This is a genomic window from Paracoccus sp. S1E-3 (genome assembly GCF_013868135.1).
Lineage (GTDB): Bacteria > Pseudomonadota > Alphaproteobacteria > Rhodobacterales > Rhodobacteraceae > Paracoccus.
Genome location: NZ_JACEMU010000005.1, coordinates 18,209 through 38,753, shown reverse-complemented (window position 1 = coordinate 38,753; position 20,545 = coordinate 18,209). Strand labels below are relative to the sequence as shown.

The window sequence follows — 20,545 nt, the reverse complement described above, 5'->3', positions numbered from 1 at the left end:
AACGATGAAGATCTCTTTGCATGAGATTTCTGATGGAGAGGTTCGTCTTCAAGCCTCTGGCCTGCCGCAGGGCCTTCATCTGCATCTTGGGGGCGGAGGGCATCGGGAAGCTGCCGTGATCGGTGCGGACGGGCGTGCGGTGCTGGAGCTCACTGTTGAAGGACAACCGGCGTCTCTGGATATTCGGCTGTCCGATCCGCGCAACGGGGAAACCTTGGCCATGACGGGCCTTTGGCCCTCTCGCGTGGCCCGGCTTATTGATGCACAGGGCGCGCGCGTGACGGGAAATCGTCCGATTTCCAGACAGGGGATGGCCGGCTGGCGTGGTGTTTTGCCCGCAAACGGCGGGGCTGTGCAGTTGCGTATGGCTCTTGGCGGGGCGCCTGTGGCCTTTTCCGCGGGTGGGGCGGTGCCGTTGATCCAGTTCAGCAATGTGATTGATCAGGCCCTCGCGCTGCAAAGCGCCGATGGTCGGGTGAATTTGCGTCTCATCGGAGGTGGGCAGGAAACGCCCCGACTGGAGATCGGCCGATATGATTGGAGTGCCGAGCCTGCGGGACCCTTCTGGCATCTGGGGACAGGTGTGACGCGCCTGACGGCGGTCTGTCTCGATGACCCTGCCCGGATCGTGAGGGTTAATGTCGAAAGCCGCACGGACCCGGCAGTTTGGCTCGGAGATGGTGATGGGCTTTGGTTTGTCCAGGGCTATTCGGAAAGCCGTGGTGTAATGCGACCTATGGTCTGGTCGGCGCAACCCGGAGAATGGTCTTCGCGTGAGCAGCGCCTTCAGGATTACGCACAGGAGTGGCGGCGTTTGCTGCCTGAACCCGATGACATTGGATGGGACAGGATATGGAGCCTGATCCTTGCGGTCAGAGATGCCGGGGATGCTTCTGCGCTTGATCAGGTGCAGGCTCTTGCCCGCGTGCCTGCCGCTGCGGTAGCGCTTCTGCTGCGTGTTGGCCGTGCAGATCGTGCCGCAGCCCTGCTGACAGAGACCGAAAGCCCCTTATGGTGGCCTTTGGTTTCTTGCGCCGCCTGGACCGAAGCGCTGGTTTCTGTTCGGGATGGGTTGCGCCATCGGCTGCGCAACGCGGGTATCGGTGAGGAAGATATCGGCTCGCTGGTGGCGGAGCGGCTGGCGAAGGCCGCCGGGGAAATCATTGCATTGCGGCCCGAGTTGGCGGTGCATCTTGGGCAGGCTTTTGCACGGGCCGGCGAATGGCCCCAGGCACTGACGGCGACCGGTGCTTCTATCCCACTGGCCGTGCCCAAAGCTCGCGATCGTCTTGCAGATGCGGCGCAGGATGCGCTTCGTCGTTTTTCCCGCCTGCCCGATGGTGTGTCGGGCTTGTCAGCCCGGAAGTTGAAAGTTGCCTTGCCGGGGACCGATGACGCCCGCCCGCTGTTGCACGCCCCACTGGTTGCAGCCGAAGTTGCAACGGGGGGGCGATCAAACCCCACCCCCCAAGAGTATCTGCAGCTCATTGCTCTGCGCGCGGCTGATCCGGTCTGGTTTGATACGGCTCTGCCTGCCGCCCTGACTCTCGCATTGGAAGCGACCCGATGACCCAATCCAATTCAAATCTTATACCGGCACTCGATCACCTGGCGCAGCGTTCGGCTCGCGGCATGGTTGCTCGTTCGCGACTGGCATCAACTGGGCTCAATGCGCTGCTTCTGCGTGTGCTGTCTGTGCCTCCGGGTTCTCCTGCGGCCCTGATTGCCGACCCGGTGATCGAGGTTGCGAAATCATGGCAGCTTGCAAATGAAACCATGAGCGATCTGGCGGGTGGGCTGCTGAGCGAAGGTCTTGTGACTGCCCTCGACCAGGCTGAAGGCAAAGCGATGGCACGAGACAGCCAACCTCGTCAGCATCAGCTGGAGGCGTGGCGTGCCAGTCTTGAGGGTAACAGCTCGGTTCTAGTGACGGCAGGCACCGGTGCGGGCAAGACCGAGTGCTTCCTGATTCCGATTCTGCAGGACATCCTGGCCAATCCAAGACCCGGTGGCGGGGTGCGGGCTATCCTGCTCTATCCGTTGAACGCCCTGATCGAGAGCCAGCGCGAGCGCCTCGCGGCCTGGGCGGCGGGTTTGGGAGGCAGGGTCCGCTTCGCGCTTTTGAATGGTGACACACCCGAGACCGAACGGGAAGCTGTGATCAAATCTGACAGGATCGAACTGCGCTCGCGCGCGAAGATCCGCGAATGCCCGCCTGAAATTCTGGTGACCAATATCACCATGCTCGAATATCTGCTGCTGCGGACGAAGGACCGGCCGTTGCTTGAGGTCAGCCAGGGTGCCTTGCGCTGGATCGTTCTGGATGAGGCCCACAGCTATATTGGCAGCCAGGCGGCAGAGATGGCGCTTTTGCTGCGTCGGGTGAGGGCGGGGTTCGGAGTTGCCTCGGAAGATGTGAGGCTGATGGCGACCTCGGCCACGATTGGTGGCGAAGCGGATGCTCCGGCAAAGCTGCGTGCTTTCGCGGCGGCGCTCGCCGGTCAGGATGAGGCACGGGTCGCGATTGTCGAGGGGAAGGAAGATGCGCCGGTTCTGCCCGCACAGGGTCCGGATGTTCAACTGAATCCGGACAGGCTTGCCCTGATGGCGCCTGAAGAGGCCGCCGCCGTTCTGGCACCGCATCCCAGAGTTCAGAAGCTGTGCAATGAGATGTCCCGGAATGGCTTGCCCCTTTCGCGCGTGGCAGAGATTTTAACAGGTAATCCGAAGGAACGGGCGAAGGCCTCGCAGCTGCTCGATCTTTTGGGGACTGCGACCCGCCAGGGGCGGCCCTTGCTGCCATGGCGCGGTCATATCTTCCACCGTTCCCAAGGTGGGATCTGGGCTTGCCCCGATGCGTCCTGCAAGTGTCGCCAGCCTGACCTGGCAGGCGATGAAGCGGGTTGGCCCTTTGGTGCGGTCTGGTTCTCGGCACGGTCACGTTGCGATTGTGGCGCACCGGTTTACGAAGTGGTTTCCTGTTCAGACTGTGGGCAGGTCTTCTTGCAAGGTATTTACCATGGGGGGGCAGAGCCCCGATTGGAGCCGCCCGAGCCGGACGAAGGGGACGACTACGCGCTTGATGCAGAGCCTGAAGAGGGGGAGGGGGGCGAAGCGGATCGCGGTTTTGCCTGGCTGTCTGCCGGGGATGGAATATGGCTCGCCGATGACGGGCGCATCTATGACAATGCGATACCAGATGGCGTCCGTGGCCGCAGGATGCAATTGTTTTATGATCCGGCTGATCGAAACTGTTGTGACAGCGCCGGTTCCGCCCGATTGATGGGTCTGCATTTCGGCCCCGCCTTCCTGTTGGGCAATGCGCTTGGTGGGCTGATTGAAGACATAGTGCCGCCAGAACAAGTGCCCGGTTTGCCCGCCGGTGGGCGGCGGGCACTGACTTTTACCGACAGTCGTCAGGGTGTCGCGCGCCTTGCCGCCAAATTGCAACAGGATGCGGAGCGAAGTCTGACCCGGGCCTTTTTTTGGCACAGGGTGCAGCAGGGGGAGACTGCCGACCCTGCCCGTGTTGCAAAACTCCAAGGCGAGGTGGCAAAGCTTCGGGCCGTGGGGTTCGACGATATGGCTGACGACAAAGAACGCGAGTTGACGATGTTGACCGGAGCTGCGTCTGCGCCGGTCGCCTGGCGCGATCTGGTGCAGCGCTTTGCAGGGCATGTCGATCTGGCGGAGTTTGCCGGAGACATTTGGCGCAGCCGCCGCATCGGCAAGGAAATGGCCGATGATCCGGTGAAACTTGCCGAAGCCTTTCTGTTTCGCGAACTGTTCCGTCGCCCGCGTGTCCAGAACAACCCCGAGACGATGGGCTTGCTGCGTCTGACATTCCCGAAGATGGCGGAGCAGGCGCGTCTTTTCGGGCCGCCGGCTCCGCTTGCACAAGCAGGGATTGACGCTGAGGGATGGGCAGCCCTTGCGCATCTGGCTGCCGATATGGTGTTCCGTCAGGCGCTGTCGGTCGAGATGCCGCTGGATATGGTGCCGCTTGTTGCGCCGCGCTTTGGACGGCTGAATACGATCCATGCGGCAAATACTCCCCCCGACCAGATGCCGGACCGTGCCAGGCGTTGGCCGGGACCCAGGACTGAGCGTCACAAGCTGGTGCAGCTGATCTATGCGTTGACGGGTGGCAGCCCGGATTCGGCGTTGGATCAGGACCGGGCAGGAGAGGTTCTGGACTCTCTTTGGACGATGATATGCACCAATGCCGCACGCGACACGGGGCAAGGCGCCTGGCGTCTGGATTTCTCGCGCGCCGCCGTCGAGCGGCTGGATCGTGTCTGGCTCTGCCCGGTCACGCGCAGGCCCTATGGCTGGTCTGCGGGCGGTCGCAGTCCGAACGCCCCCCTGCAAGTCATGACAGAGATCACCATGCCACGCCTGCCCGTCGCCAATGCCGGCGGACTGACACCCGATCAACGGGCAGAGGTCGCTCGTTGGACCGAGACAGCCCCCGAGGTGGCCGTTTTGCGTGGACGCGGAATTTGGACAGATCTGCACGACCGGCTTGCTGCCTTCCCGCCCTATATCCGGGCGCAGGAGCATTCCGCGCAGATTCCACGGGCAACGCTACAACGTTACGAGGAAAAGTTCCGCGAGGGGCGCATCAATCTGCTCAACTGTTCGACCACGATGGAGATGGGGGTTGATATCGCTGATGTGCGATTGGTGGTAAACTCCAACGTGCCGCCCGCGCTTTCGAACTATCGGCAACGTGCGGGCCGGGCCGGCCGACGGGGGGAGTCCTGGGCCTTTACCCTGACCTTCTGCCGTGACCTGCCACTTGATCGCCGGGTTTTCGAAAGCCCGGCCGATTTCCTGCGCCGACCCATCGTTGCGCCGAAGGTCTGGTTCGACAGCCCCTCGCTGGTGCAGCGCCATGTCAACGCCGCCCTGTTGACGGCATGGCTGTCCGGGAACGGCGGACAGGACGTCAGGGGTAGCATCGGTGCATTCCTCGGGGCAGGGGAGGCGGCCGATCTGCCGGCTCTTCCCGAGGCCATGGCCGACGCCTTCTTGATTGCGCTTGCCGGCGCGTGGGGAGAAGCGCAGGCGAGCCGGATCGCGCCATTGGTTATGGGCACATGCCTCGAGGCTCGCCCGGTGTATGCGCTTGTCGCGCAATGCCATGATGCGTTCGAGCGTCTGGTTTCGCGTTGGCGCACCGAACATCGCACTTTGCTTGAAGGTGCGGAGGCGGCAGCTGACAAAGATGCACGCAAGGCAATGGAACTCAGGGCGCGGCGTCTTGCAGGGGAGTTCTTGCTTGGAGAATTGGCACGGCGCGGCTTTACGCCGGCCTATGGCTTCCCGACCGATGTGGTGACCTTCGCCAATCTGTCCCAGAGTCCAGCTGATGCGGATGAGGGAACCAGCCACCTCCGCCGTGGCACGGCATCGCGCCCGCTTGATCAGGCGATCCGGGAATATGCACCGAGCGCGGAACTGGTGATTGATGGTCTTGTTCACCAGTCGGAAGGAATCTTACCGGCGTGGGAGGCAGGCACAGATGCCTCGAGGCTTGAGGATTTGCGCACGTTGTGGTCCTGCGAGGCCTGTCACTCTTTTGACCTTGAAGCAGGCGAACCCGCTGTTTGTCCGCGCTGTGGACACAGCGGTCTGAGTTATCGCAAGGTGCTGCGGCCTGCCGGTTTCCTCGGGGCTAAACCTGCCCATGTCGGCTATGAAAATCTTGCCCATGTTGAAACCGATCCCTTGCGCCTTTCGGCCCATGGTGGTGACTGGATTGCGCTTGGCGATGGCGTCGGGCGGATGCGCGCAGATCCGGCGGGGTTGGTGGCACCCTCCGTGGCGGGGCCATTGGGGGGTGGATTCGCCATCTGTCTTGATTGTGGGCGCGCAGAGGCGGAGCCGAGGCCGCAGCCGGGCATCCCCACTGTCACGTCGAAGACGATGCGTTCTCACCGGCCGTTGCTGTTGGGGCGCCGACTGAAGCTGACCCATGATGGGTATTGTCCATCGGCCAATACGCCCGGACGCATTCAGCACAATGTGCATCTGGCCCAGATCATGCGAACAGATGTTTGGGAATGGCAGCTGCCTGCCGACCCTGCTGCCGGAGCGGTCCTAGCCCTGGCTGCGGCTTTGCGTGAGGCACTGGCCGAGAGACTGGGGGTCGAGCCGGACGAAATCGGCCCGGCGACGGATCGTTCGACCGGGCCAGCACAGGATGCGCGCCTGTCGCTGTTCCTCCATGATCGGGCTGCCGGCGGGGCAGGGCTTGTTGCGCGTATGGCCGAGCCGTCGATGCTGGAGGCCTGTCTCGACCGCGCTCTTGTTTTGCTGGATTGTCCGGACGGCTGCCGCAAGGGCTGCCCGTCGTGCATCCTGCGCCCTGATCTCAACCGGCGTGATATTGTTCTTAATCGGCCCGGTGCGCGCGATCTGGCGCAGGCGTTGCGCATGCGGTTGGCCCTGGATGCGAGTGAGCAGGTATTTGGACCCCGGACGAGGTTGGCGGGTCGAAGCGCTACAGATCTCGTCGCCGAGCGGTTGCAATCAGGGCGGTTGCGTTCTCTAGACATCTGGCTTCATGGCGATCCGGGGGAGTGGGATTTTGGCTCCTGGCGGATGCGGCGGCTTCTTGCAAAGTTGTCGGAGGCCGGGGTTCGCCCCCGTATTCACTTGCCAGCCACAGCTTTGACGGTAGCTGGGTTCGATCTTTCTCGCAAGCTGGCGATCTTTGCTTTGTCATCGGTAGCCGACTTTCATCGCGTGGATCAGCTGCCGATGGCAGGCGATGCCCCGGTTTTCCTCAGTCTGGATTGCGGTGTCGGTGGCGAGGCTCTCGCGGTTATGGGGCCGCCAGAGGCATTTCCGGGGGCTGAATGGGGAAGCGGGACGACAGCGCCGGTGCTGATGGGGCCTGCACCCGAGTTGGCAATCGGTGCAAAATTGTCTGTGCAGAAGCTGATCGAACTTGGTGTGGGTAATGCCCATCTTTTGAATATCGGCACAGATGTGGATGGACCTGCCTCTGGCTTTGGACGGCGGTTCTGGTCCTGGTTGTCAGGAAAGGCTCCGCTGGAGATCGCAGCGATGCAGTCTGTCGGAGTGCAAAGCTTATCTTACAGTGATCGCTATCTGCTTTCACCCTACACGCTTCGGCTTTTGTCCGAGGTGCTGAAATCTGCGCCGGGCGCAGGTGACGCCCGCAAGGAGATCACGCTGGCCTTCGCTGGCAGGCCGCGAGAAGAGCCACGCTTCCTTCACGACACATTTCCCGCCGACACGGCGCGGCGTGAGGTCATGTGCCAACTGGTGCCGGGAGCGGATGTCCGTCTGCTTACAAAGGCAAAGATGGCGCATAACAGAAGCCTGGCGATCACCTTGAAAGATGGGCGTCAACTGACGATCCACCTTGATCAGGGCTTTGGAGGATGGCGAGTCGATGGGGTGCATCGGCATGATTTTAGTGCGTCGGAAGCGGCGCAGGCCAGGGCGATCTCCGTTGCGGTCTTCGGTGTCAGTGGGGACAAAATGGCCGGCGCACCGATTGCGATAAGTAAAACATAGGCGCGAATGGTGAAGGAATCTCGGGGGTGAAGTTGCTATTGAAGCATGTGGGGTGTTCGGGGAGGTCCGGCTCATGAATGCAGATTGATCATCTGTATGCTGTATGCTGCTCGTCGAAATGGATTGAGTCCGAAGCTGCTTCAGGTATGATGTAGTCATACTGTGGGGGCTTTCATGACAGTTAAAACCACGCTGAGTTTCACGGACCGCCATCACCGTTTCCTGACGGAGAAGGTCGGGGCAGGTGTCTTCGCCTCGCAATCTGCGCTCGTCGCGGCTGCGCTGGAGCAGATGATCCAGGACGAGGAGGAGCGCGAGATCGCGCTCGGTGTCTTCGCCGACGAGATCCGAAGCAGGCTGCAGACGCCACGCGATGCCTTCGTTGATGGTGATGAGGTATTCGCCCGGGCTCGCGCCCGCCTGGCATCTGGTGAGAGGTGACCTACCGCATTCGCTTCCATCCTTCGGTAGCCGACGACCTCGACTGGATTGCCGAATGGATCTCTGACTATGCGGGAGCATCCAGTGCTGCGGCCAAGCTTGATGAAATCGAACAGGTGATCCGCAGTCTCGCGCTGACCCCGCACAAGGGGAGCAGACGCGATGAGATCTCTCCGGGGCTTCGGGCGATCCCGGCCGGACGAAAGGGCATCGTGGTGTTCGCAGTCGATGATGACGTGCGCGAGGTCTTCATCTATGCGGTAAGCTACGGCGGGGCGGATTGGGTTCGGCGGAGCAGGGCGCGCAGTTGAGTATGCGTTGCGTGCAAGGCCTCAGGCTGCTATTGTGAGGCAGGGCGGGATGATCGCTTTGGACATTGCGAAACAGTTTACAAATCCTGTCCCCGCAACCAAAAACCAAAATATCAAAACGATAGGCCGATGGTATTCCCATACCATCGGCCTTTGCGCGTTCTACATCAACGCCACATCAACACCAGACACCAAAAACTGCAATTGCGCGCATTAGCGGGCAGCCGCAGACATTGGCCGACAAAACCGCCGCGGTGGGGGCCAGGTCACTGGCGATATTGTCAACCCGGCCCAGCTTGGCGCGCCGCTGGCCGAACTGGTCAGCAAGGCCGAGCAGGGCGCCGCCGGCAAGGTCATGGCGATCAGCGCCGGACATGCAAACGGCAAACCGGGCCCGATCGAGGTCGAGCTTGCCAATGCCGACGGCACCACGCAAGAATTCGCCATGTCGACCGATGGCACGATGACGAAAGCCGCCGGCGAACACGGACAGGAACAGGGCGAGCAGGGCGAAGACGCCGATGATGCGAGCTGAGACCGCGCCCGGACAACCGAAATCGCCGGCCCTTTTCGGGGCCGGCCGTAGAAGGGTATCCTGATGCGCATTCTGGTGATCGAAGATGACCGCACCACCCGCGATTACATCTTACGGGGCCTGCAGGAGGAAGGCCACGTCGCGGATCTGTGCCGAAATGGCCGCGACGGGCTGATCATCGCACAGACCAATGATTTTGACGTGCTGGTCGTGGACAGGATGCTGCCCGATCTCGACGGGCTGTCGCTGGTTCGCACCCTGCGCGCTTCCAAAAACATGACTCCCGCGATCTTTCTGACTGCCCTCGGCGGAGTCGATGACCGGATCGAGGGGCTGAACGCGGGCGGTGACGACTATCTGGTCAGGCCGTTCGCCTTTGGCGAATGATCGGCCCGGATTAGTGCCCTGGGCCGTCGCCCGGCCTGGCGGGAGGATGAAAGTGTGCTGACCGCCGGCGATCTGCGCATGGACCTGATCCGGCACAAGGTCACCCGCGCAGGCATCGACATCGACCTGCTGCCGCGCGAATTTGCGCTGCTTGAATGCCTTTTGCGCCGCAAGGGCCGGGTGCAGACGCGCACCATGCTGCTGGAAGCGGTCTGGGACCTGACCTTCGATCCGCAGACCAATGTGGTCGAAAGCCATATCTCGCGGTTGCGCGCCAAGCTGGACAAGCCCTTTGCGACCGAGTTGATCCAGACCGTCCATGGCGCCGGCTACCGGATCGACGGATGAACCGCTGGCGCGAGCTTCTGTCGGCCACGCCGATGCGGCTGACGCTGCGGCTGGCGGCCCTGTTCACGGCGGTCAGTCTTGGCAGCTTCCTTGTGCATCCCCAACGCTTCCGAGGAGATCGAGCAGCCGTTCGATCGCCGCGTTGATCTTAGCAAGCTGGCCGTTGGTCTGCACTTTTGGGGGGGAACCGTCTCCGCACCAACATCAGGCCTATCTTGGACAAGGCACCCCAGCCACGAAACATACCAATTAGGTATTATGTGCCTCACTTTTATCATTTGATGGTATTGCATCCGATCTGTCATAAATGCCGCATAACGATGGCGAGGAGGCTGTCGATCGGCACAGGCGGCATCCCCGCCTCTCGTCGCAAGCGGAGGAAAAACATGAAAAACCGGCATTTCGGCCGCCAATGGTCGTCTTTCGCGACCGCGCGCAGTTCGTTGATTGGAGTTTTCGGTTGCGCAGCCGGTCAACCGCAGCCGCTTCGGCAGCAAGACCCCGACCTGTCCGACCTGGGCCAGAAACCGGGCAGCACCTTAATTCCTGTCCGGGCGGCCTAAGATGTTTCTTGCAGTCATCGCCGCCGACCGACCCGGATTGCAGGCGCTGCGCGCCCAGACCAAACAGCGCCACATGCGCCATCTCGACGGCGGCGCGCCGGGGGTCAGGGTGCTGCAGTCCGGTCCGCTTCTGTCCCCCGATGGGACCGAACGGGGATCGCTCATCGTGTTGAAGGCGGAGAGCGTGGCCGGGGCGCAAAGCTTTGTCGATGCCGACCCGTACAATCAGGCCGGGCTGTTCGAAACCGTCGAGATCCATCCGTGGCACTGGCGTCGCGGCAATCCGTATCTCGAAGAAGAAGCGGTCAGCGCGGCGGCGACCTGACGCCGCCCCGGATCGCCACACGGTCATTTTGGAGGAGATGATGACAGTTACCGAAGCAACCAGTTATACGCCCGACTGGCTGGCGCAGATCGACCCCGTGCTGCTGGAGCAGGAGCTTAGCCGCGACCCCTATCCGATCTATGCCCGGCTGCGCGAGGATACGCCCATCGCCTGGGTGCCCTCGATGAAGATGTGGCTGGTCACGCGCTGGAACGAGGTCCGGCAGGTGGCGATGGACAGCCAGCATTTCCACGGCGCTTCCGATCCGGCGCATATGCGCCTGTTCGGTCAGGGCAACGTGCTGTCCTCGGAAGGAGAGCTGCATACCGAACTGCGGTCCTTCATCGACCCGCATCTGCGCAAGAACCGGGTGCCGGCCTATGTCGACGATCTGGTCCGCCCGATCGCCCGCAAGGTGCTGGCCGGGATCAAGGACAAGGGCCGCGGCGATATCGTCACCGAATATCTGGAACCGGTCAGCGTGCGCGCGGTGGGCGATTTTCTGGGGCTGAAGGACGTGCCCTCTGATCAGTTGCGCCGCTGGTTCTATGGCCTTGGCGCGGCGCTGGTGAACAAGGGGATGGACGAGCACGGCAACTTCCTTGTGCCCGAGCCGCAGCAGCATGCCGACGTCATCAAGGCCGAAATCCGCGGCATCGTCGATCCGATTCTGGAACGCGTGCGCAGCCAGCCCGACAATACCGGGCTGTCGCATTGGGTCCCTGATCAGCCAGCAGGGGAGCCAGGCGAGACCGTGTCCGGCCTCGACCGCATCCGCGATGGCCTCAAGGTCGTCGAAGCGAAGCCGGTTCGGGGGCGTCACCTCGCGCACCTGCCTGTCCGCCTCGATCGGGAATTGCCAAGTCTGGATGCGACCCGCGCGGCCATAAACGACGCCGCGATGCGCTTGAAGATCATCGAGCGTTTTCGGGGTTCCGTGAGCGGCGAGATAGTCCGGCGCGGCGCAGACCGTCATACGCTGGAGGCTGATCGTGCGCGTCATCAGTCCCTGACCCGGACCGACCTCGCCATTCCGGATCGCGAGGTCAAAGCCGTCCTCTACGATGTCCACCCGTCGATCGCTGAAAGAAAGATCGAGCTCCAGCCTGGGATGGTTCGCCGCCAGTTGCGCGAGGACAGGGGCGACGCAGCGCCGCCCGAACAGCACGGGCACCGATACGCGCAGCCGTCCCGATGCCTCGCGCCGGCCGGAATCGAGCGCGGCTTCGCCCGCTCGCAGCTCCTCGAGCGCGCGGACGCATCGCTCGTAATAGATCTGGCCGTCCTCGGTCAGGCTCTGGCTGCGCGTCGTGCGGTGGAACAGCCTCACTTCAAGACGCGTCTCGATCCGCGCGATGGCCTTGGCGACGGCCGAGCGCGTGAGATGCAGCCGGTCGGCGGCGGCCGCGAAGCTGCCGTTTTCCACGGCGGCGACGAACACATCCACGCCGGACAGCGAAACATCCATTCATTGTCATCCAAAAGGAACCGATCAGCGGAATTCTTATCACCACCGGCAACTTCGTTTCAACGATATACCACTCGCTCAACTGCAAAGGAGCTTGCGATGACGCAAACGATGAAACGTTGGGAGATGAGTGAGATTGGCCGGCATGCCTTGGAACTGCGGGAGGTCCGGATTCCGGAACCTCTGCCGGGCGAGGTTCTGGTGAAGGTCGCGGCGGTGTCGTTGAACTACCGTGACAAGCTGGTGATCGAGGGCGGCATGGGTCTGCCTCTCGAATTCCCGTTCACGCCCGGCTCCGACTTTGCCGGAACCGTGGTGGCGCTCGGAGAGAACGTCACCCGCTTCGTTGAAGGCGAGCGGGTTATCGCGACTTTCGCGCCCGGTTGGATCGACGGGCCGCCCTTGGGCGACGCGCGCACGCCGCCCTATCGCACGCTGGGAGGCGTCCACCCCGGCGTTCTGGCCGAGTATGTTGCATTTCCGCAGGAATGGCTGGTCCGGGCGCCGGAGACACTTTCGGACGCTGAGGCGAGCACCTTGCCGTGCGCGGGACTGACGGCCTGGTTCGGATTGGTCGAAAAGGGCAGGCTTCATGCCGGCGAGACGGTTCTTGTCGAAGGCACCGGCGGCGTGGCTTTGTTCGCCCTCCAGATCGCCAAAGCGCATGGCGCGCAGGCAATCGTCGTGTCCGGTAGCGCCGACAAGCTCGAGCGAGCGAAGGCGCTCGGTGCCGATCACGGTATCAACCGCACGACGGAGGATTGGGTCGAGGCGGTATACGGCCTTACCGGCGACTACGGCGTGGACCACATCGTCGAACTCGTCGGCGGCCCGCACCTTGCCAAGGCCGTTCAAGCCGCCGCCATCAACGGCAAGATCTACCAGATCGGCGTGATGGAAGGTTTCGAGATCGCGGCGCCGGTAGGGCCTCTCATGCTGAAGAATGTCGAGGTCCACGGCATCGGCGTCGGACACCGGCGCGCGCTGGAGGATCTGGTCGCTGCCACGGATCGGGCCGGGATCAAGCCCGTCATCGACACGCGCTACCCGTTCTCGGACTTGTCCGCCGCTCTCGACCATCTCGATCGCGGCCCATTCGGCAAGATTGTCATCGATCTGGAGGGGCAGTGACATGGCTGCACTTCATAACAGGGTCGCGATCGTCACCGTCGCCTCGAAGGGTATCGGCGCGGGGATTGCGCGTGCGCCGGCCGACGCAGGCGCGGCCGTTGCGGTCAACTATGCCGGTAGCCGGACAGGGGCGCGAGATCGGCTGCGGTTGCGTCGCGGCCGTTGAGCTGGGTCTGATGGGCAAAATCGACTGGCATGATGTCGGCTCCTGATTGATCTTGTTCCAAGGAGCCGAAGCCTTAAGGTATGACAGTGCTGTCAGGGTCAAGGGTTGTTCATGAAGATTGGCGAGCTTTCGCGGCGCACGAATGTCAGCATTCGAATGTTGCGCTACTACGAGAGCGAAGGATTGCTGGCGCCATCGCGGACATCGAGCGGTTATCGCGAGTATGAGACCGCGACGGTCGAGACCGTCGAGCGGATCAAAAGCCTTGGAATGGCCGGGATGACGCTGCCGACGATCAGGCAGTTCCTGCCCTGTTCGCTGGAAGGGCGCGGTGAATTCGAGCCGTGCGACGAATTGAAGGCGACCCTGCGCCAGCAGATTGCCGCGGTCGAGAAAAAGGTCGCCATGCTGACGGACAGCCACACTGTGCTGGCCGGCCTACTTGACAACATGGAAAGGCGGACGCCCTGAAGGGCCATGCAACCGTTGCGTCGCATTCCGGCACGGCGGATGCTGAGGCTATCGCGAACCGATGACCTTCAGCCAACCGCACACGGCCTGAATATCTTCGCTCGCCATGTTTTCCGGTGTCGCAACCAGATGATACTCATGCCCCTCAATGACGGGGCCGAACGGATGAACGAGGACGCCGCGCGCCAGTTCGTCCTCAACGAGAACGAGGCTGGCGATCGCGACTCCATGCCCGGCGATGGCCGCCTGGATCGCGTGGCTTTCGTCGGTGAAGCGGAGGCCAGATGTGGTATCCAGTGAAGGAAGGTTGACCATGGATCGCCAGCGTTCCCAGCCGGGCTGCATGTCACGGCGATGCCATTCCGAATGGATCAGCATCATTGCCGCGAGCTGCTCGGGCTGTGACAGGGCAAGCGATGGGCTGCACACTGGGCCGAAGCGCTCGCGGCATAAGGCTTCGGCGACAAGATCCGGAAACGGGCCGCCGCCGTACCGAACAGCGATGTCGGCTGCGCCGCTCAGGAGATCGACGGCTTCGTCGGTGGCGTGAAGTCTCAGTTCGTATTGCGGCCATGCCTGCTGGAACGCCCCGAGCGCCGGAATGAGCCTGCGAGCGGTAAACAGCGTCGTCGCCGTCACCGTCACGGCCCGTCGCTGGCTTTGAGGATAAAGCTCGGTGATGGCGCGCGAAAAGGAATCGAGGCCATCGCGCAGAACGGGATAGAGGTGCGTCCCCGCCCTGGTCAGCGATACGCGGCGGACATGGCGCTCGAACAGCGTCAGGCCGAGTGTTTCTTCCAGAAGCCGCACCTGATGACTGATCGCCGTCGGTGTCACGGCAAGCTCCTCGGCCGCCATGCGGAAGCTTAGATGTCGGGCGGCGGCCTCGAACGCGCGTAGCGCGGGAAGCGGAGGCAGTTTCCGAGGACGAAGCATGGATGAATTGTACTTGTCTATCGGCTGAGGGATTCGATTTTGTTAGTCCAGTAGAAAGCAGACATTTTGCGACGATAGCAAGGGCCAACACATGAGCCCGTCAGTTCCATGGAGACAATATGACCGTTCAGAATATCCTGCATATCGATTCCAGCGCTCGCGGTGGACGCTCGGGAACCGATGCACGCGGCTCGCACACCCGCCGTCTGACCCATCGGTTCATCGAGCGCTGGACGGGGTTTCGTCCAGGCGACTTCGTGACCTATCGCGATATCGGTCGCGTACCGCCATCGCCGGTTAGCGGCGACTGGATCGCTGCGGCCTTCACGCCGCCGGAGCGGCGGGACGGCGCGGCGCGGGACAGGTTGACGGAAAGCGACGCGCTGGTCGCCGAGCTGATCCGTGCGGATCTCGTCGTGATCGGCGCGCCGATGTACAATTTCGGCGTTCCGGCCCAACTGAAGGCGTGGATTGATAATGTGGTGCGCGTCGGCATGACCTTCGGTTTCGACCGCAGCCGGAAAGGCGAGCCCTATTGGCCGATGCTGGAGCCGGGCAAGCGGCTCGTCATTCTCGCCTCGCGCGGCGACTATGGCTATGACGCGGGCGGACGCCTGGAGGCGATGAATCTCGTCGAGCGCGGCATCGCCGTGCCTATGGGGTATCTGGGCCTGACCGAAGCGCATTACGTCGCCATCGAATATGATGAGTTTGCCGACGAACGGCTGGAGGCTTCCATCCGTGACGCCGAAGTCGGGGTGGACAAACTGGTCGGCAGGCTGGTGGCGGAGACGGAGGGCGCAATCGCGCCTGTCTATGCCACCACATAGACGCGGCCCAGATGCCCAGGCCGAAGCATCGGGGTGCAGCCGTCGCGAACTACGTTGTACGATTGTCGGCACTGCGTGGAAGTCTCGCTCCCGATGCATGGTCGATGACATAGAGCCATCGGCCATCATTCTGTTTGCGAATCACCACGGTGGAGCTGCCCTCGGCTACGGTCGCGCCGTCGTCGCCGACCAGGGTCCAGTCGGCACGCAGAAGCGCCAGATCGCCGTGAAGGATACAGAAGTTGTTTCGCGAAATCATCGTGCCGGGGACAGCGAGCAATCGGCGCATGAGGCCGGCGATTTCGTCAGTTCTTTCATAGCACTCTTCGCGCTCATCAGGGACGAGGATGCCGGCGGGCTTATACAGCGACAATGCCTTCCAACGCCCACTCACCATCAGGTCCGGATCATCGAGAACCAGCGGGCCATTGACGGCGACGCTGAGTGCGCGTCCGTCCTACTCGAACTCCCACCGATAAAGCGCGCCGCTTCCGGCCTGACGCCAGCCGATACAGCGATGGCGGCGCAGATCTCGGGGCGATTCCGGCGGCGGGTACATTGAAAGGTAGGCCGGCGATGCGACCACCGCCGTTCTGGAGATCAGGTGACACACGCACCGCGATCATGTCCCGGTCGAGGCTTTCGCCCAACCGTATGCCGGCGTCGAAACCCTGCTTCACGATATCGACGAAGCCGTTTTCGGCCGCGATCTCTAGGGTGACGTCCGGGTATTGGTCGGCGAAGGCCCGGAATCTGGGTGTCAGCACGCGGGCGACGACCGTGCGCGGTATGCTCAGCCTCAAGACGCCAGCGGGACGATCGCGGAAATCGTTGGCTATGGTCGCGATCCGTTGCGGCGCTCGGCGACAGAAATGGGCGGACCGGGTCAGTCCGCAGCATGCGCCTGGTCCAACCAAAGAACCTACACGACCATCATGTCGTAACAAACAAGTCTGCCGACCCAAGCGTCGCTTTCGCTGCGGTTGTGGCGTCGACAGTTTCCGGTGGTCGAACCACGCCAAGCAGCGCAGGGGGCAGTCCGCTCCCGAGGGATTACTTACGCGAACGCCGGTTTGTCGCCATCGGTGCCGGGTTTGCTCAGGCCGATATTGCCGCCAATGTCCTTGGCCGGGTTTTGCAGCAGCGACATGACATAGGCGGCGACGGCCTTGCGGGCGATCTCGGTGCCCTTGAAGGGTTCGTTACGGGTGGTGGCTTCGTAATCCACCTCGTCGGCATCGGTCAGCCATGCGGGGCGCAGGATGGTGTAATCCAGATCCGAGGCCTCGATCAGGTCGGCGGCGCGACGGAAGGGTGGGAGATAGGCGCCGATCTCGCGGCGGTTCCAGTCGCCGAACTTGCCCGGCACTTCGTCATAGATGCCAAGCGAGGTCACGAAGATCAGCCGCTTCACCCCCGCCCGGTCCATGGCGCCGATAACCGCCTGCGCGAGCACGTCCATCTCACCGGTCAGGTTGGCATAGACGATGTCCTGCCCCGCCATCGCTTCGGTCAGTCTGGCCGTGTCGGTCACGTCGCCTTCGACGATGCGCATCCCGGAAGTGTCCAGATCGGCCAGCTTGGCGGCATCGCGCAGATACAGTGTCGGCCGGATCGTGGGCTGATCGGAGAGTGCCGCGACGACATGGCGGGCAATCGCGCCGCTGGCCCCGATGATGAGAAGATTGGTCATGGCTTTCGTCCCTGTGGTGAGGCCATCCGGCCCGGCCACCGTAGCAGCCGGGCCATTGCAGGGTGGTTATTCCGCCGCCGCACGCGCGGCCGGTTCGCCTGCGACATGCTGCTTCAGGAAGGGAATGACGCGTTCCAACGCGATGCCGACCGGCTCGGACTTGTCATAGAGGTCGTAATGCGACCAGCCCTCGACCACGAGCACCTCCTTGTTCTTCGAAGCGGCGCGGCCATAGATCTCCATCCCGTCGCGATACGCGCCGAATCCGCCGGGCTTGTCGCCGATCACCACCAGCATCGGCTGGGTCAGCAGCGTTTCGGCGAAGGCGAAGGCGTCCCATGCCAGCGCCGGGGCGGCGTGCGACACCAGCATCCGCGTGCCCGCGCCCTCGGCCGGGAAGCGGTTGCGGTAATAGTCGGTGGCTTCCAGCAGGTCGATATCGGTCAGACCGGCGGCCTTGGCGTCTTCGACGCTTGGCGGCAGGAAGATGTTGATCGTCTCATCGGCCCCGGCATTTTCGGCGGTGCGCAAAGCGGCCATGTTCTCAAGCGCGCCGAGCGGGTCGAAATTGCTGAACCCCTCGCGCATCAGGCGGCCGAAATTTACCCCGGTGATGGTGACCAGGGCCTTGATCCGCTTGTCGATGATGGTGGCCTTGACCGAATAGCCGCCCCCGCCGCAGATCCCCAGAATGCCGATCCGGTCCGGGTCGACATAAGGCAGCGTCTGGGCATAGTCGACGACGTCGCGATAATCCTTGACCCGCTGTTCGGGGTCTTCGATCCAGCGCGGCGCGCCGCCGCTGCCGCCCTGAAAGCTGGCATCGGGGACGATCACGACGAAGCCCGCCTCGGCCATGGCCGCGCCATAGACATTCCCCGAGGTCTGTTCCTTGCAACTGCCGATCGGGTGGTTCGAGATCATCGCCGGGTAGTGCTTCCTGGCGTCGAAACCCGGCGGAAACAGGATATTCGCGGCGATGTCCCAGTTCATGCCGGGATTGCGGATGGCAACGGTTTCCATGATGAAATTCCTTTCTATGCGGGGTTTGAAAATGGCGGAGCGCCCACCGGCCCCCGCCCGCGGCTTATTTGCCGTTCAGGCTTTTCTGAAAGAACGGCGCCAGCACGCCCACGGCCTCGGCGATTTCCTTTTCGCCATCATACATGTCCATGTGATTGGCGCCTTCGACGATGTGGAAATGCTTGTCCTTGCTGGCCGCGCGGGCGAACAGATCGTCGCTCATCCATTTGCTGCCCGCGACGCTGCCGGCGACGATCTGCAGCGGCTGAGTCAGATAGGCCTCGGCCTTGTGATAGGCGTCATAGGGGATGATCTGATCGAGGCTGCGCGCGGTCATATAGCCGGGCGCGGTCGGGTATTCGGCCCGCGGCGTGTGGTAATATTCCCAGGCCTGCCGCAGTTCCTCGTTCGGGGCATCGGCCTCGTTCATCGGGGCCAGCGGGAAGCGCGCGGGTTCGCCGCCCTTGGCATCTTCGGTCCGGGCGTCGGAACCCATCCTGATCAGCGGCTCGGCATCGGCATCGGCGACGTTGTTTTCCCAGCCATTGCGGAACATCTGGCCGATATTGACCGCGCTGACCGTGCCCACGGCCTTGATGCGCGGGTCGTTGATCGCGGCATTGGCGGTATAGCCCGCGCCCGCGCAGATCCCCATCGCGCCGATCCGGTTGCGGTCGATGTAAGGCAGCGTGGTCATGTAATCCAGCACTGCGCTGACATCCTCGGTCCGCACCGCCGGGTTCTCGGTCTGGCGCGGCAACCCGCCGGACTCGCCCTGATAGCTGGCATCATAGGCGATGGTGACAAAGCCCTGATCCGCCAGCTTGCGGGCATAGGTGCCCGCCGTCTGTTCCTTCACGCCACCGCCCGGATGGCTGACGATCACCGCCGGATAGGACTTCGATTCGTCGAAACCTTCGGGGAAATTGATCACTGCCGACAGGTCGATGGTCGGGTTGTTGGTGTTCGTGAAACTGATCTTGCCCATGGCGAACTCCTTCAGGCTGGCGACCGCATCAGGGGGGTCGCGGCGTTTCGGTGAAACCAATATCGCGCGTTGAGCTTTGATCTATTAGTATCTAAAAACTGCATGTGCCTATCACTGTGGTGATGAATGAGACGCGACGAACTGGCCGATCTGACCGTTTTCGTGGCGGTCGCGCAGGAGCAGAGCTTTACCCGCGCCGCCGCCCGCATGGGCATGTCGCAATCCGCGCTGAGCCAGATCGTGCGGCGCCTGGAGGCGCGGGTGGGCCTGCGCCTGCTGTCGCGCACCACCCGCAGCGTCGCGCCCACCGCCGCCGGCGAGGCGCTGTTGCAGCGCGTGGCCCCGATGCTGGAGGAGATGGACGAAAGCCTCGTCGCGCTTGGCCAGTTCCGCGACCGCCCGGCAGGGCGCATCCGCATCACCACGGTCGAACATGCCGCCAAGACGGTGATCCTGCCGGGCATCCGCGATCTGCTGCACGAGAACCCCGATATCGAGGTCGAGTTGATCGTCGACTATGGCCTGACCGACATCGTGGCCGAGCGTTACGACGCCGGCGTCCGGCTGGGCGAGCAGGTGGCCAAGGACATGATCGCGGTGCGGATCTCGCCCGATATTCCGATGGTGGTGATCGGCGCGCCCGGCTATCTGGCGCAGCATCCCGCCCCGCAGATGCCGCAGGATCTGCTGGCGCATCGCTGCATCAACCTGCACCTGCCGACAGGTGGCCAGAATTTCGCCTGGCCGTTGACCGGCGCGGGCGAGAAGGGGATGACCCGCGTCAGCGTCAAGGGGCCGCTCAGCCTGAACGCCATCGAGTTGATCCGCGACGCCGCTCTGGACGGGCACGGGCTGGCCTATCTGCCGCGCGACACGGTCGCGGCTGATATCACCGCAGGTCGACTGGTCAACGTGCTGCCCGGCCGCGTGCCGGATCTGCCTGCCTATCACCTCTATTATGCGAACCGCCGCAATGCCACAGCCGCCTTCAGGCTGCTGGTCGAGGCACTGCGCTGGCGCGGGTGACGGAGTGGAAAGATCTGCCGACGCGCCCTCACCGCGGGGGTCAGGCCGCGGTTGGGGTGGGTCGAGCCATGCGTTTGCGGCGATGCCCAACGACCGGCGATTCCGCAGCAGCGGTTATACCGGGATGCTGAGGGGCAACGCTGATCCGGCGCCCCAGCTAGAAGCGGATCGGACGCCCGAGCCCTGCAGTGCGGACCTCGTCGAGCCGCAGACTCAACGTGCCCGGATGCACCGGCTGTGCGTGATCCTCGACGCCCGGCGCAAGGGTCAGCACGTGCCAGCCGCCGATCATCTTGATGTCGATGACCAGTGCGAGACCATGGCCGGTGTCGCTGCCGAGCGGCCAGCG

At 63.0% G+C, this 20,545-nt stretch carries 20 protein-coding genes and 1 pseudogene; 13 read left to right on the top strand and 8 right to left on the bottom strand.

Features of this window, described 5'->3' with window-relative positions; translation table 11 throughout:
• Positions 1 to 4 precede the first annotated feature (4 nt).
• The 8 genes and pseudogenes from H1S04_RS10260 (at position 5) to H1S04_RS10220 (ending at position 10,464) form a co-directional block, all read left to right on the top strand.
• The gene (locus H1S04_RS10260; protein WP_181745512.1) at positions 5 to 1,570 is read left to right on the top strand and encodes a hypothetical protein; all 1,566 of its coding nucleotides are present in this window, start codon (positions 5 to 7) and stop codon (positions 1,568 to 1,570) included.
• Positions 1,567 to 7,554 (top strand): DEAD/DEAH box helicase, encoded by a 5,988-nt coding sequence (locus H1S04_RS10255; protein ID WP_181745511.1) that lies wholly within the window; start codon positions 1,567 to 1,569, stop codon positions 7,552 to 7,554. Before H1S04_RS10260 ends, H1S04_RS10255 begins: the two co-directional genes overlap by 4 nt.
• A 174-nt stretch (positions 7,555 to 7,728) precedes the next feature.
• Entirely contained in the window at positions 7,729 to 7,995 is a 267-nt protein-coding gene (locus tag H1S04_RS10250) for a hypothetical protein (protein ID WP_220185190.1), read from the top strand.
• Complete coding sequence (locus H1S04_RS10245; RefSeq protein ID WP_085502597.1) at positions 7,992 to 8,306, top strand: type II toxin-antitoxin system RelE/ParE family toxin; 315 nt, start codon at positions 7,992 to 7,994, stop codon at positions 8,304 to 8,306. The genes H1S04_RS10250 and H1S04_RS10245 overlap by 4 nt, the downstream gene beginning before the upstream one ends.
• Positions 8,307 to 8,661: 355 nt before the next feature.
• Positions 8,662 to 8,841, top strand: coding sequence for a hypothetical protein (locus tag H1S04_RS10235; RefSeq protein WP_181745509.1), 180 nt, complete (start codon positions 8,662 to 8,664; stop codon positions 8,839 to 8,841).
• Positions 8,842 to 8,904: 63 nt separating this feature from the next.
• Positions 8,905 to 9,576: pseudogene (locus H1S04_RS10230) on the top strand (response regulator transcription factor).
• Positions 9,573 to 9,722: a hypothetical protein gene (locus tag H1S04_RS10225; protein ID WP_181745508.1), complete on the top strand. Its 150-nt coding sequence runs from the start codon at positions 9,573 to 9,575 to the stop codon at positions 9,720 to 9,722. Before H1S04_RS10230 ends, H1S04_RS10225 begins: the two are co-directional and overlap by 4 nt.
• 418 nt (positions 9,723 to 10,140) lie before the next feature.
• A complete protein-coding gene (locus H1S04_RS10220) occupies positions 10,141 to 10,464 on the top strand; it encodes a YciI family protein (RefSeq protein ID WP_181745507.1) in 324 nt (107 codons plus the stop codon).
• Here the strand turns inward: H1S04_RS10220 and H1S04_RS18915 are convergent.
• Complete coding sequence (locus tag H1S04_RS18915) at positions 10,445 to 11,932, bottom strand: LysR family transcriptional regulator (protein ID WP_181745506.1); 1,488 nt, start codon at positions 11,930 to 11,932, stop codon at positions 10,445 to 10,447. The two genes, H1S04_RS10220 and H1S04_RS18915, sit on opposite strands and share 20 nt — an antisense overlap.
• On the opposite strand from H1S04_RS18915, the gene H1S04_RS18910 reads away from it, so the two are divergent.
• The 3 genes from H1S04_RS18910 to H1S04_RS10200 all read left to right on the top strand — a co-directional run bounded on the left by H1S04_RS18910 (position 11,849) and on the right by H1S04_RS10200 (position 13,700).
• Positions 11,849 to 13,063: an NAD(P)-dependent alcohol dehydrogenase gene (locus H1S04_RS18910; protein WP_367275803.1), complete on the top strand. Its 1,215-nt coding sequence runs from the start codon at positions 11,849 to 11,851 to the stop codon at positions 13,061 to 13,063. The two genes, H1S04_RS18915 and H1S04_RS18910, sit on opposite strands and share 84 nt — an antisense overlap.
• 1 nt (position 13,064) lies before the next feature.
• Positions 13,065 to 13,229, top strand: coding sequence for a hypothetical protein (locus tag H1S04_RS10205; RefSeq protein WP_220185189.1), 165 nt, complete (start codon positions 13,065 to 13,067; stop codon positions 13,227 to 13,229).
• Positions 13,230 to 13,340: 111 nt separating this feature from the next.
• Positions 13,341 to 13,700, top strand: a complete 360-nt coding sequence (locus H1S04_RS10200; protein WP_181745504.1) for a MerR family transcriptional regulator — start codon at positions 13,341 to 13,343, stop codon at positions 13,698 to 13,700.
• A 48-nt stretch (positions 13,701 to 13,748) separates the two neighbouring features.
• Here H1S04_RS10200 and H1S04_RS10195 read toward each other — a convergent pair whose 3' ends face one another.
• Positions 13,749 to 14,636, bottom strand: coding sequence for a LysR substrate-binding domain-containing protein (locus H1S04_RS10195; protein WP_181745503.1), 888 nt, complete (start codon positions 14,634 to 14,636; stop codon positions 13,749 to 13,751).
• Positions 14,637 to 14,755: 119 nt separating this feature from the next.
• On the opposite strand from H1S04_RS10195, the gene H1S04_RS10190 reads away from it, so the two are divergent.
• Complete coding sequence (locus H1S04_RS10190) at positions 14,756 to 15,466, top strand: FMN-dependent NADH-azoreductase (protein WP_181745502.1); 711 nt, start codon at positions 14,756 to 14,758, stop codon at positions 15,464 to 15,466.
• A 49-nt stretch (positions 15,467 to 15,515) separates the two neighbouring features.
• On the opposite strand, the gene H1S04_RS18515 is transcribed toward H1S04_RS10190, so the two are convergent.
• The 5 genes from H1S04_RS18515 to H1S04_RS10170 all read right to left on the bottom strand — a co-directional run bounded on the left by H1S04_RS18515 (position 15,516) and on the right by H1S04_RS10170 (position 19,170).
• Entirely contained in the window at positions 15,516 to 15,839 is a 324-nt protein-coding gene (locus tag H1S04_RS18515) for a hypothetical protein (RefSeq protein ID WP_220185196.1), read from the bottom strand.
• Between the two features lie 34 nt (positions 15,840 to 15,873).
• Positions 15,874 to 16,233: a LysR substrate-binding domain-containing protein gene (locus H1S04_RS10185; RefSeq protein WP_370470520.1), complete on the bottom strand. Its 360-nt coding sequence runs from the start codon at positions 16,231 to 16,233 to the stop codon at positions 15,874 to 15,876.
• Between the two features lie 290 nt (positions 16,234 to 16,523).
• Positions 16,524 to 17,159, bottom strand: a complete 636-nt coding sequence (locus H1S04_RS10180) for an SDR family oxidoreductase (protein ID WP_181745501.1) — start codon at positions 17,157 to 17,159, stop codon at positions 16,524 to 16,526.
• A gap of 66 nt (positions 17,160 to 17,225) precedes the next feature.
• The gene (locus tag H1S04_RS10175; protein WP_181745500.1) at positions 17,226 to 18,182 is read right to left on the bottom strand and encodes an alpha/beta hydrolase; all 957 of its coding nucleotides are present in this window, start codon (positions 18,180 to 18,182) and stop codon (positions 17,226 to 17,228) included.
• 64 nt (positions 18,183 to 18,246) lie between these two features.
• Positions 18,247 to 19,170 carry an alpha/beta hydrolase gene (locus H1S04_RS10170; protein ID WP_181745499.1) on the bottom strand — a complete coding sequence of 308 codons (924 nt, stop codon included), beginning with the start codon at positions 19,168 to 19,170 and terminating at the stop codon, positions 18,247 to 18,249.
• A 126-nt stretch (positions 19,171 to 19,296) separates the two neighbouring features.
• Between H1S04_RS10170 and H1S04_RS10165 the strand changes: the two genes are divergently transcribed.
• On the top strand, positions 19,297 to 20,196 hold the full coding sequence (locus tag H1S04_RS10165) for a LysR family transcriptional regulator (protein WP_181745498.1): 900 nt from the start codon (positions 19,297 to 19,299) through the stop codon (positions 20,194 to 20,196).
• 157 nt (positions 20,197 to 20,353) lie between these two features.
• On the opposite strand, the gene H1S04_RS18655 is transcribed toward H1S04_RS10165, so the two are convergent.
• On the bottom strand, positions 20,354 to 20,488 hold the full coding sequence (locus H1S04_RS18655) for a hypothetical protein (protein WP_255435562.1): 135 nt from the start codon (positions 20,486 to 20,488) through the stop codon (positions 20,354 to 20,356).
• Between the last annotated feature and the right edge of the window lie 57 nt (positions 20,489 to 20,545).

What these genes read in the sequence shown, in the direction of transcription:
- H1S04_RS10225 (WP_181745508.1), top strand. Translation starts at nt 9,573, where the DNA reads ATGAACCGCTGGCGCGAGCTTCTGTCGGCCACGCCGATGCGGCTGACG.
- H1S04_RS10195 (WP_181745503.1), bottom strand. Translation starts at nt 14,636, where the DNA reads ATGCTTCGTCCTCGGAAACTGCCTCCGCTTCCCGCGCTACGCGCGTTC.
- H1S04_RS10260 (WP_181745512.1), top strand. Translation starts at nt 5, where the DNA reads ATGAAGATCTCTTTGCATGAGATTTCTGATGGAGAGGTTCGTCTTCAA.
- H1S04_RS10220 (WP_181745507.1), top strand. Translation starts at nt 10,141, where the DNA reads ATGTTTCTTGCAGTCATCGCCGCCGACCGACCCGGATTGCAGGCGCTG.
- H1S04_RS10165 (WP_181745498.1), top strand. Translation starts at nt 19,297, where the DNA reads ATGAGACGCGACGAACTGGCCGATCTGACCGTTTTCGTGGCGGTCGCG.
- H1S04_RS18910 (WP_367275803.1), top strand. Translation starts at nt 11,849, where the DNA reads ATGCAGCCGGTCGGCGGCGGCCGCGAAGCTGCCGTTTTCCACGGCGGC.
- H1S04_RS10170 (WP_181745499.1), bottom strand. Translation starts at nt 19,170, where the DNA reads ATGGGCAAGATCAGTTTCACGAACACCAACAACCCGACCATCGACCTG.
- H1S04_RS10255 (WP_181745511.1), top strand. Translation starts at nt 1,567, where the DNA reads ATGACCCAATCCAATTCAAATCTTATACCGGCACTCGATCACCTGGCG.
- H1S04_RS10250 (WP_220185190.1), top strand. Translation starts at nt 7,729, where the DNA reads ATGACAGTTAAAACCACGCTGAGTTTCACGGACCGCCATCACCGTTTC.
- H1S04_RS10235 (WP_181745509.1), top strand. Translation starts at nt 8,662, where the DNA reads ATGGCGATCAGCGCCGGACATGCAAACGGCAAACCGGGCCCGATCGAG.
- H1S04_RS18655 (WP_255435562.1), bottom strand. Translation starts at nt 20,488, where the DNA reads ATGATCGGCGGCTGGCACGTGCTGACCCTTGCGCCGGGCGTCGAGGAT.
- H1S04_RS10200 (WP_181745504.1), top strand. Translation starts at nt 13,341, where the DNA reads ATGAAGATTGGCGAGCTTTCGCGGCGCACGAATGTCAGCATTCGAATG.
- H1S04_RS10175 (WP_181745500.1), bottom strand. Translation starts at nt 18,182, where the DNA reads ATGGAAACCGTTGCCATCCGCAATCCCGGCATGAACTGGGACATCGCC.
- H1S04_RS10205 (WP_220185189.1), top strand. Translation starts at nt 13,065, where the DNA reads ATGGCTGCACTTCATAACAGGGTCGCGATCGTCACCGTCGCCTCGAAG.
- H1S04_RS18915 (WP_181745506.1), bottom strand. Translation starts at nt 11,932, where the DNA reads ATGGATGTTTCGCTGTCCGGCGTGGATGTGTTCGTCGCCGCCGTGGAA.
- H1S04_RS10180 (WP_181745501.1), bottom strand. Translation starts at nt 17,159, where the DNA reads ATGACCAATCTTCTCATCATCGGGGCCAGCGGCGCGATTGCCCGCCAT.
- H1S04_RS10190 (WP_181745502.1), top strand. Translation starts at nt 14,756, where the DNA reads ATGACCGTTCAGAATATCCTGCATATCGATTCCAGCGCTCGCGGTGGA.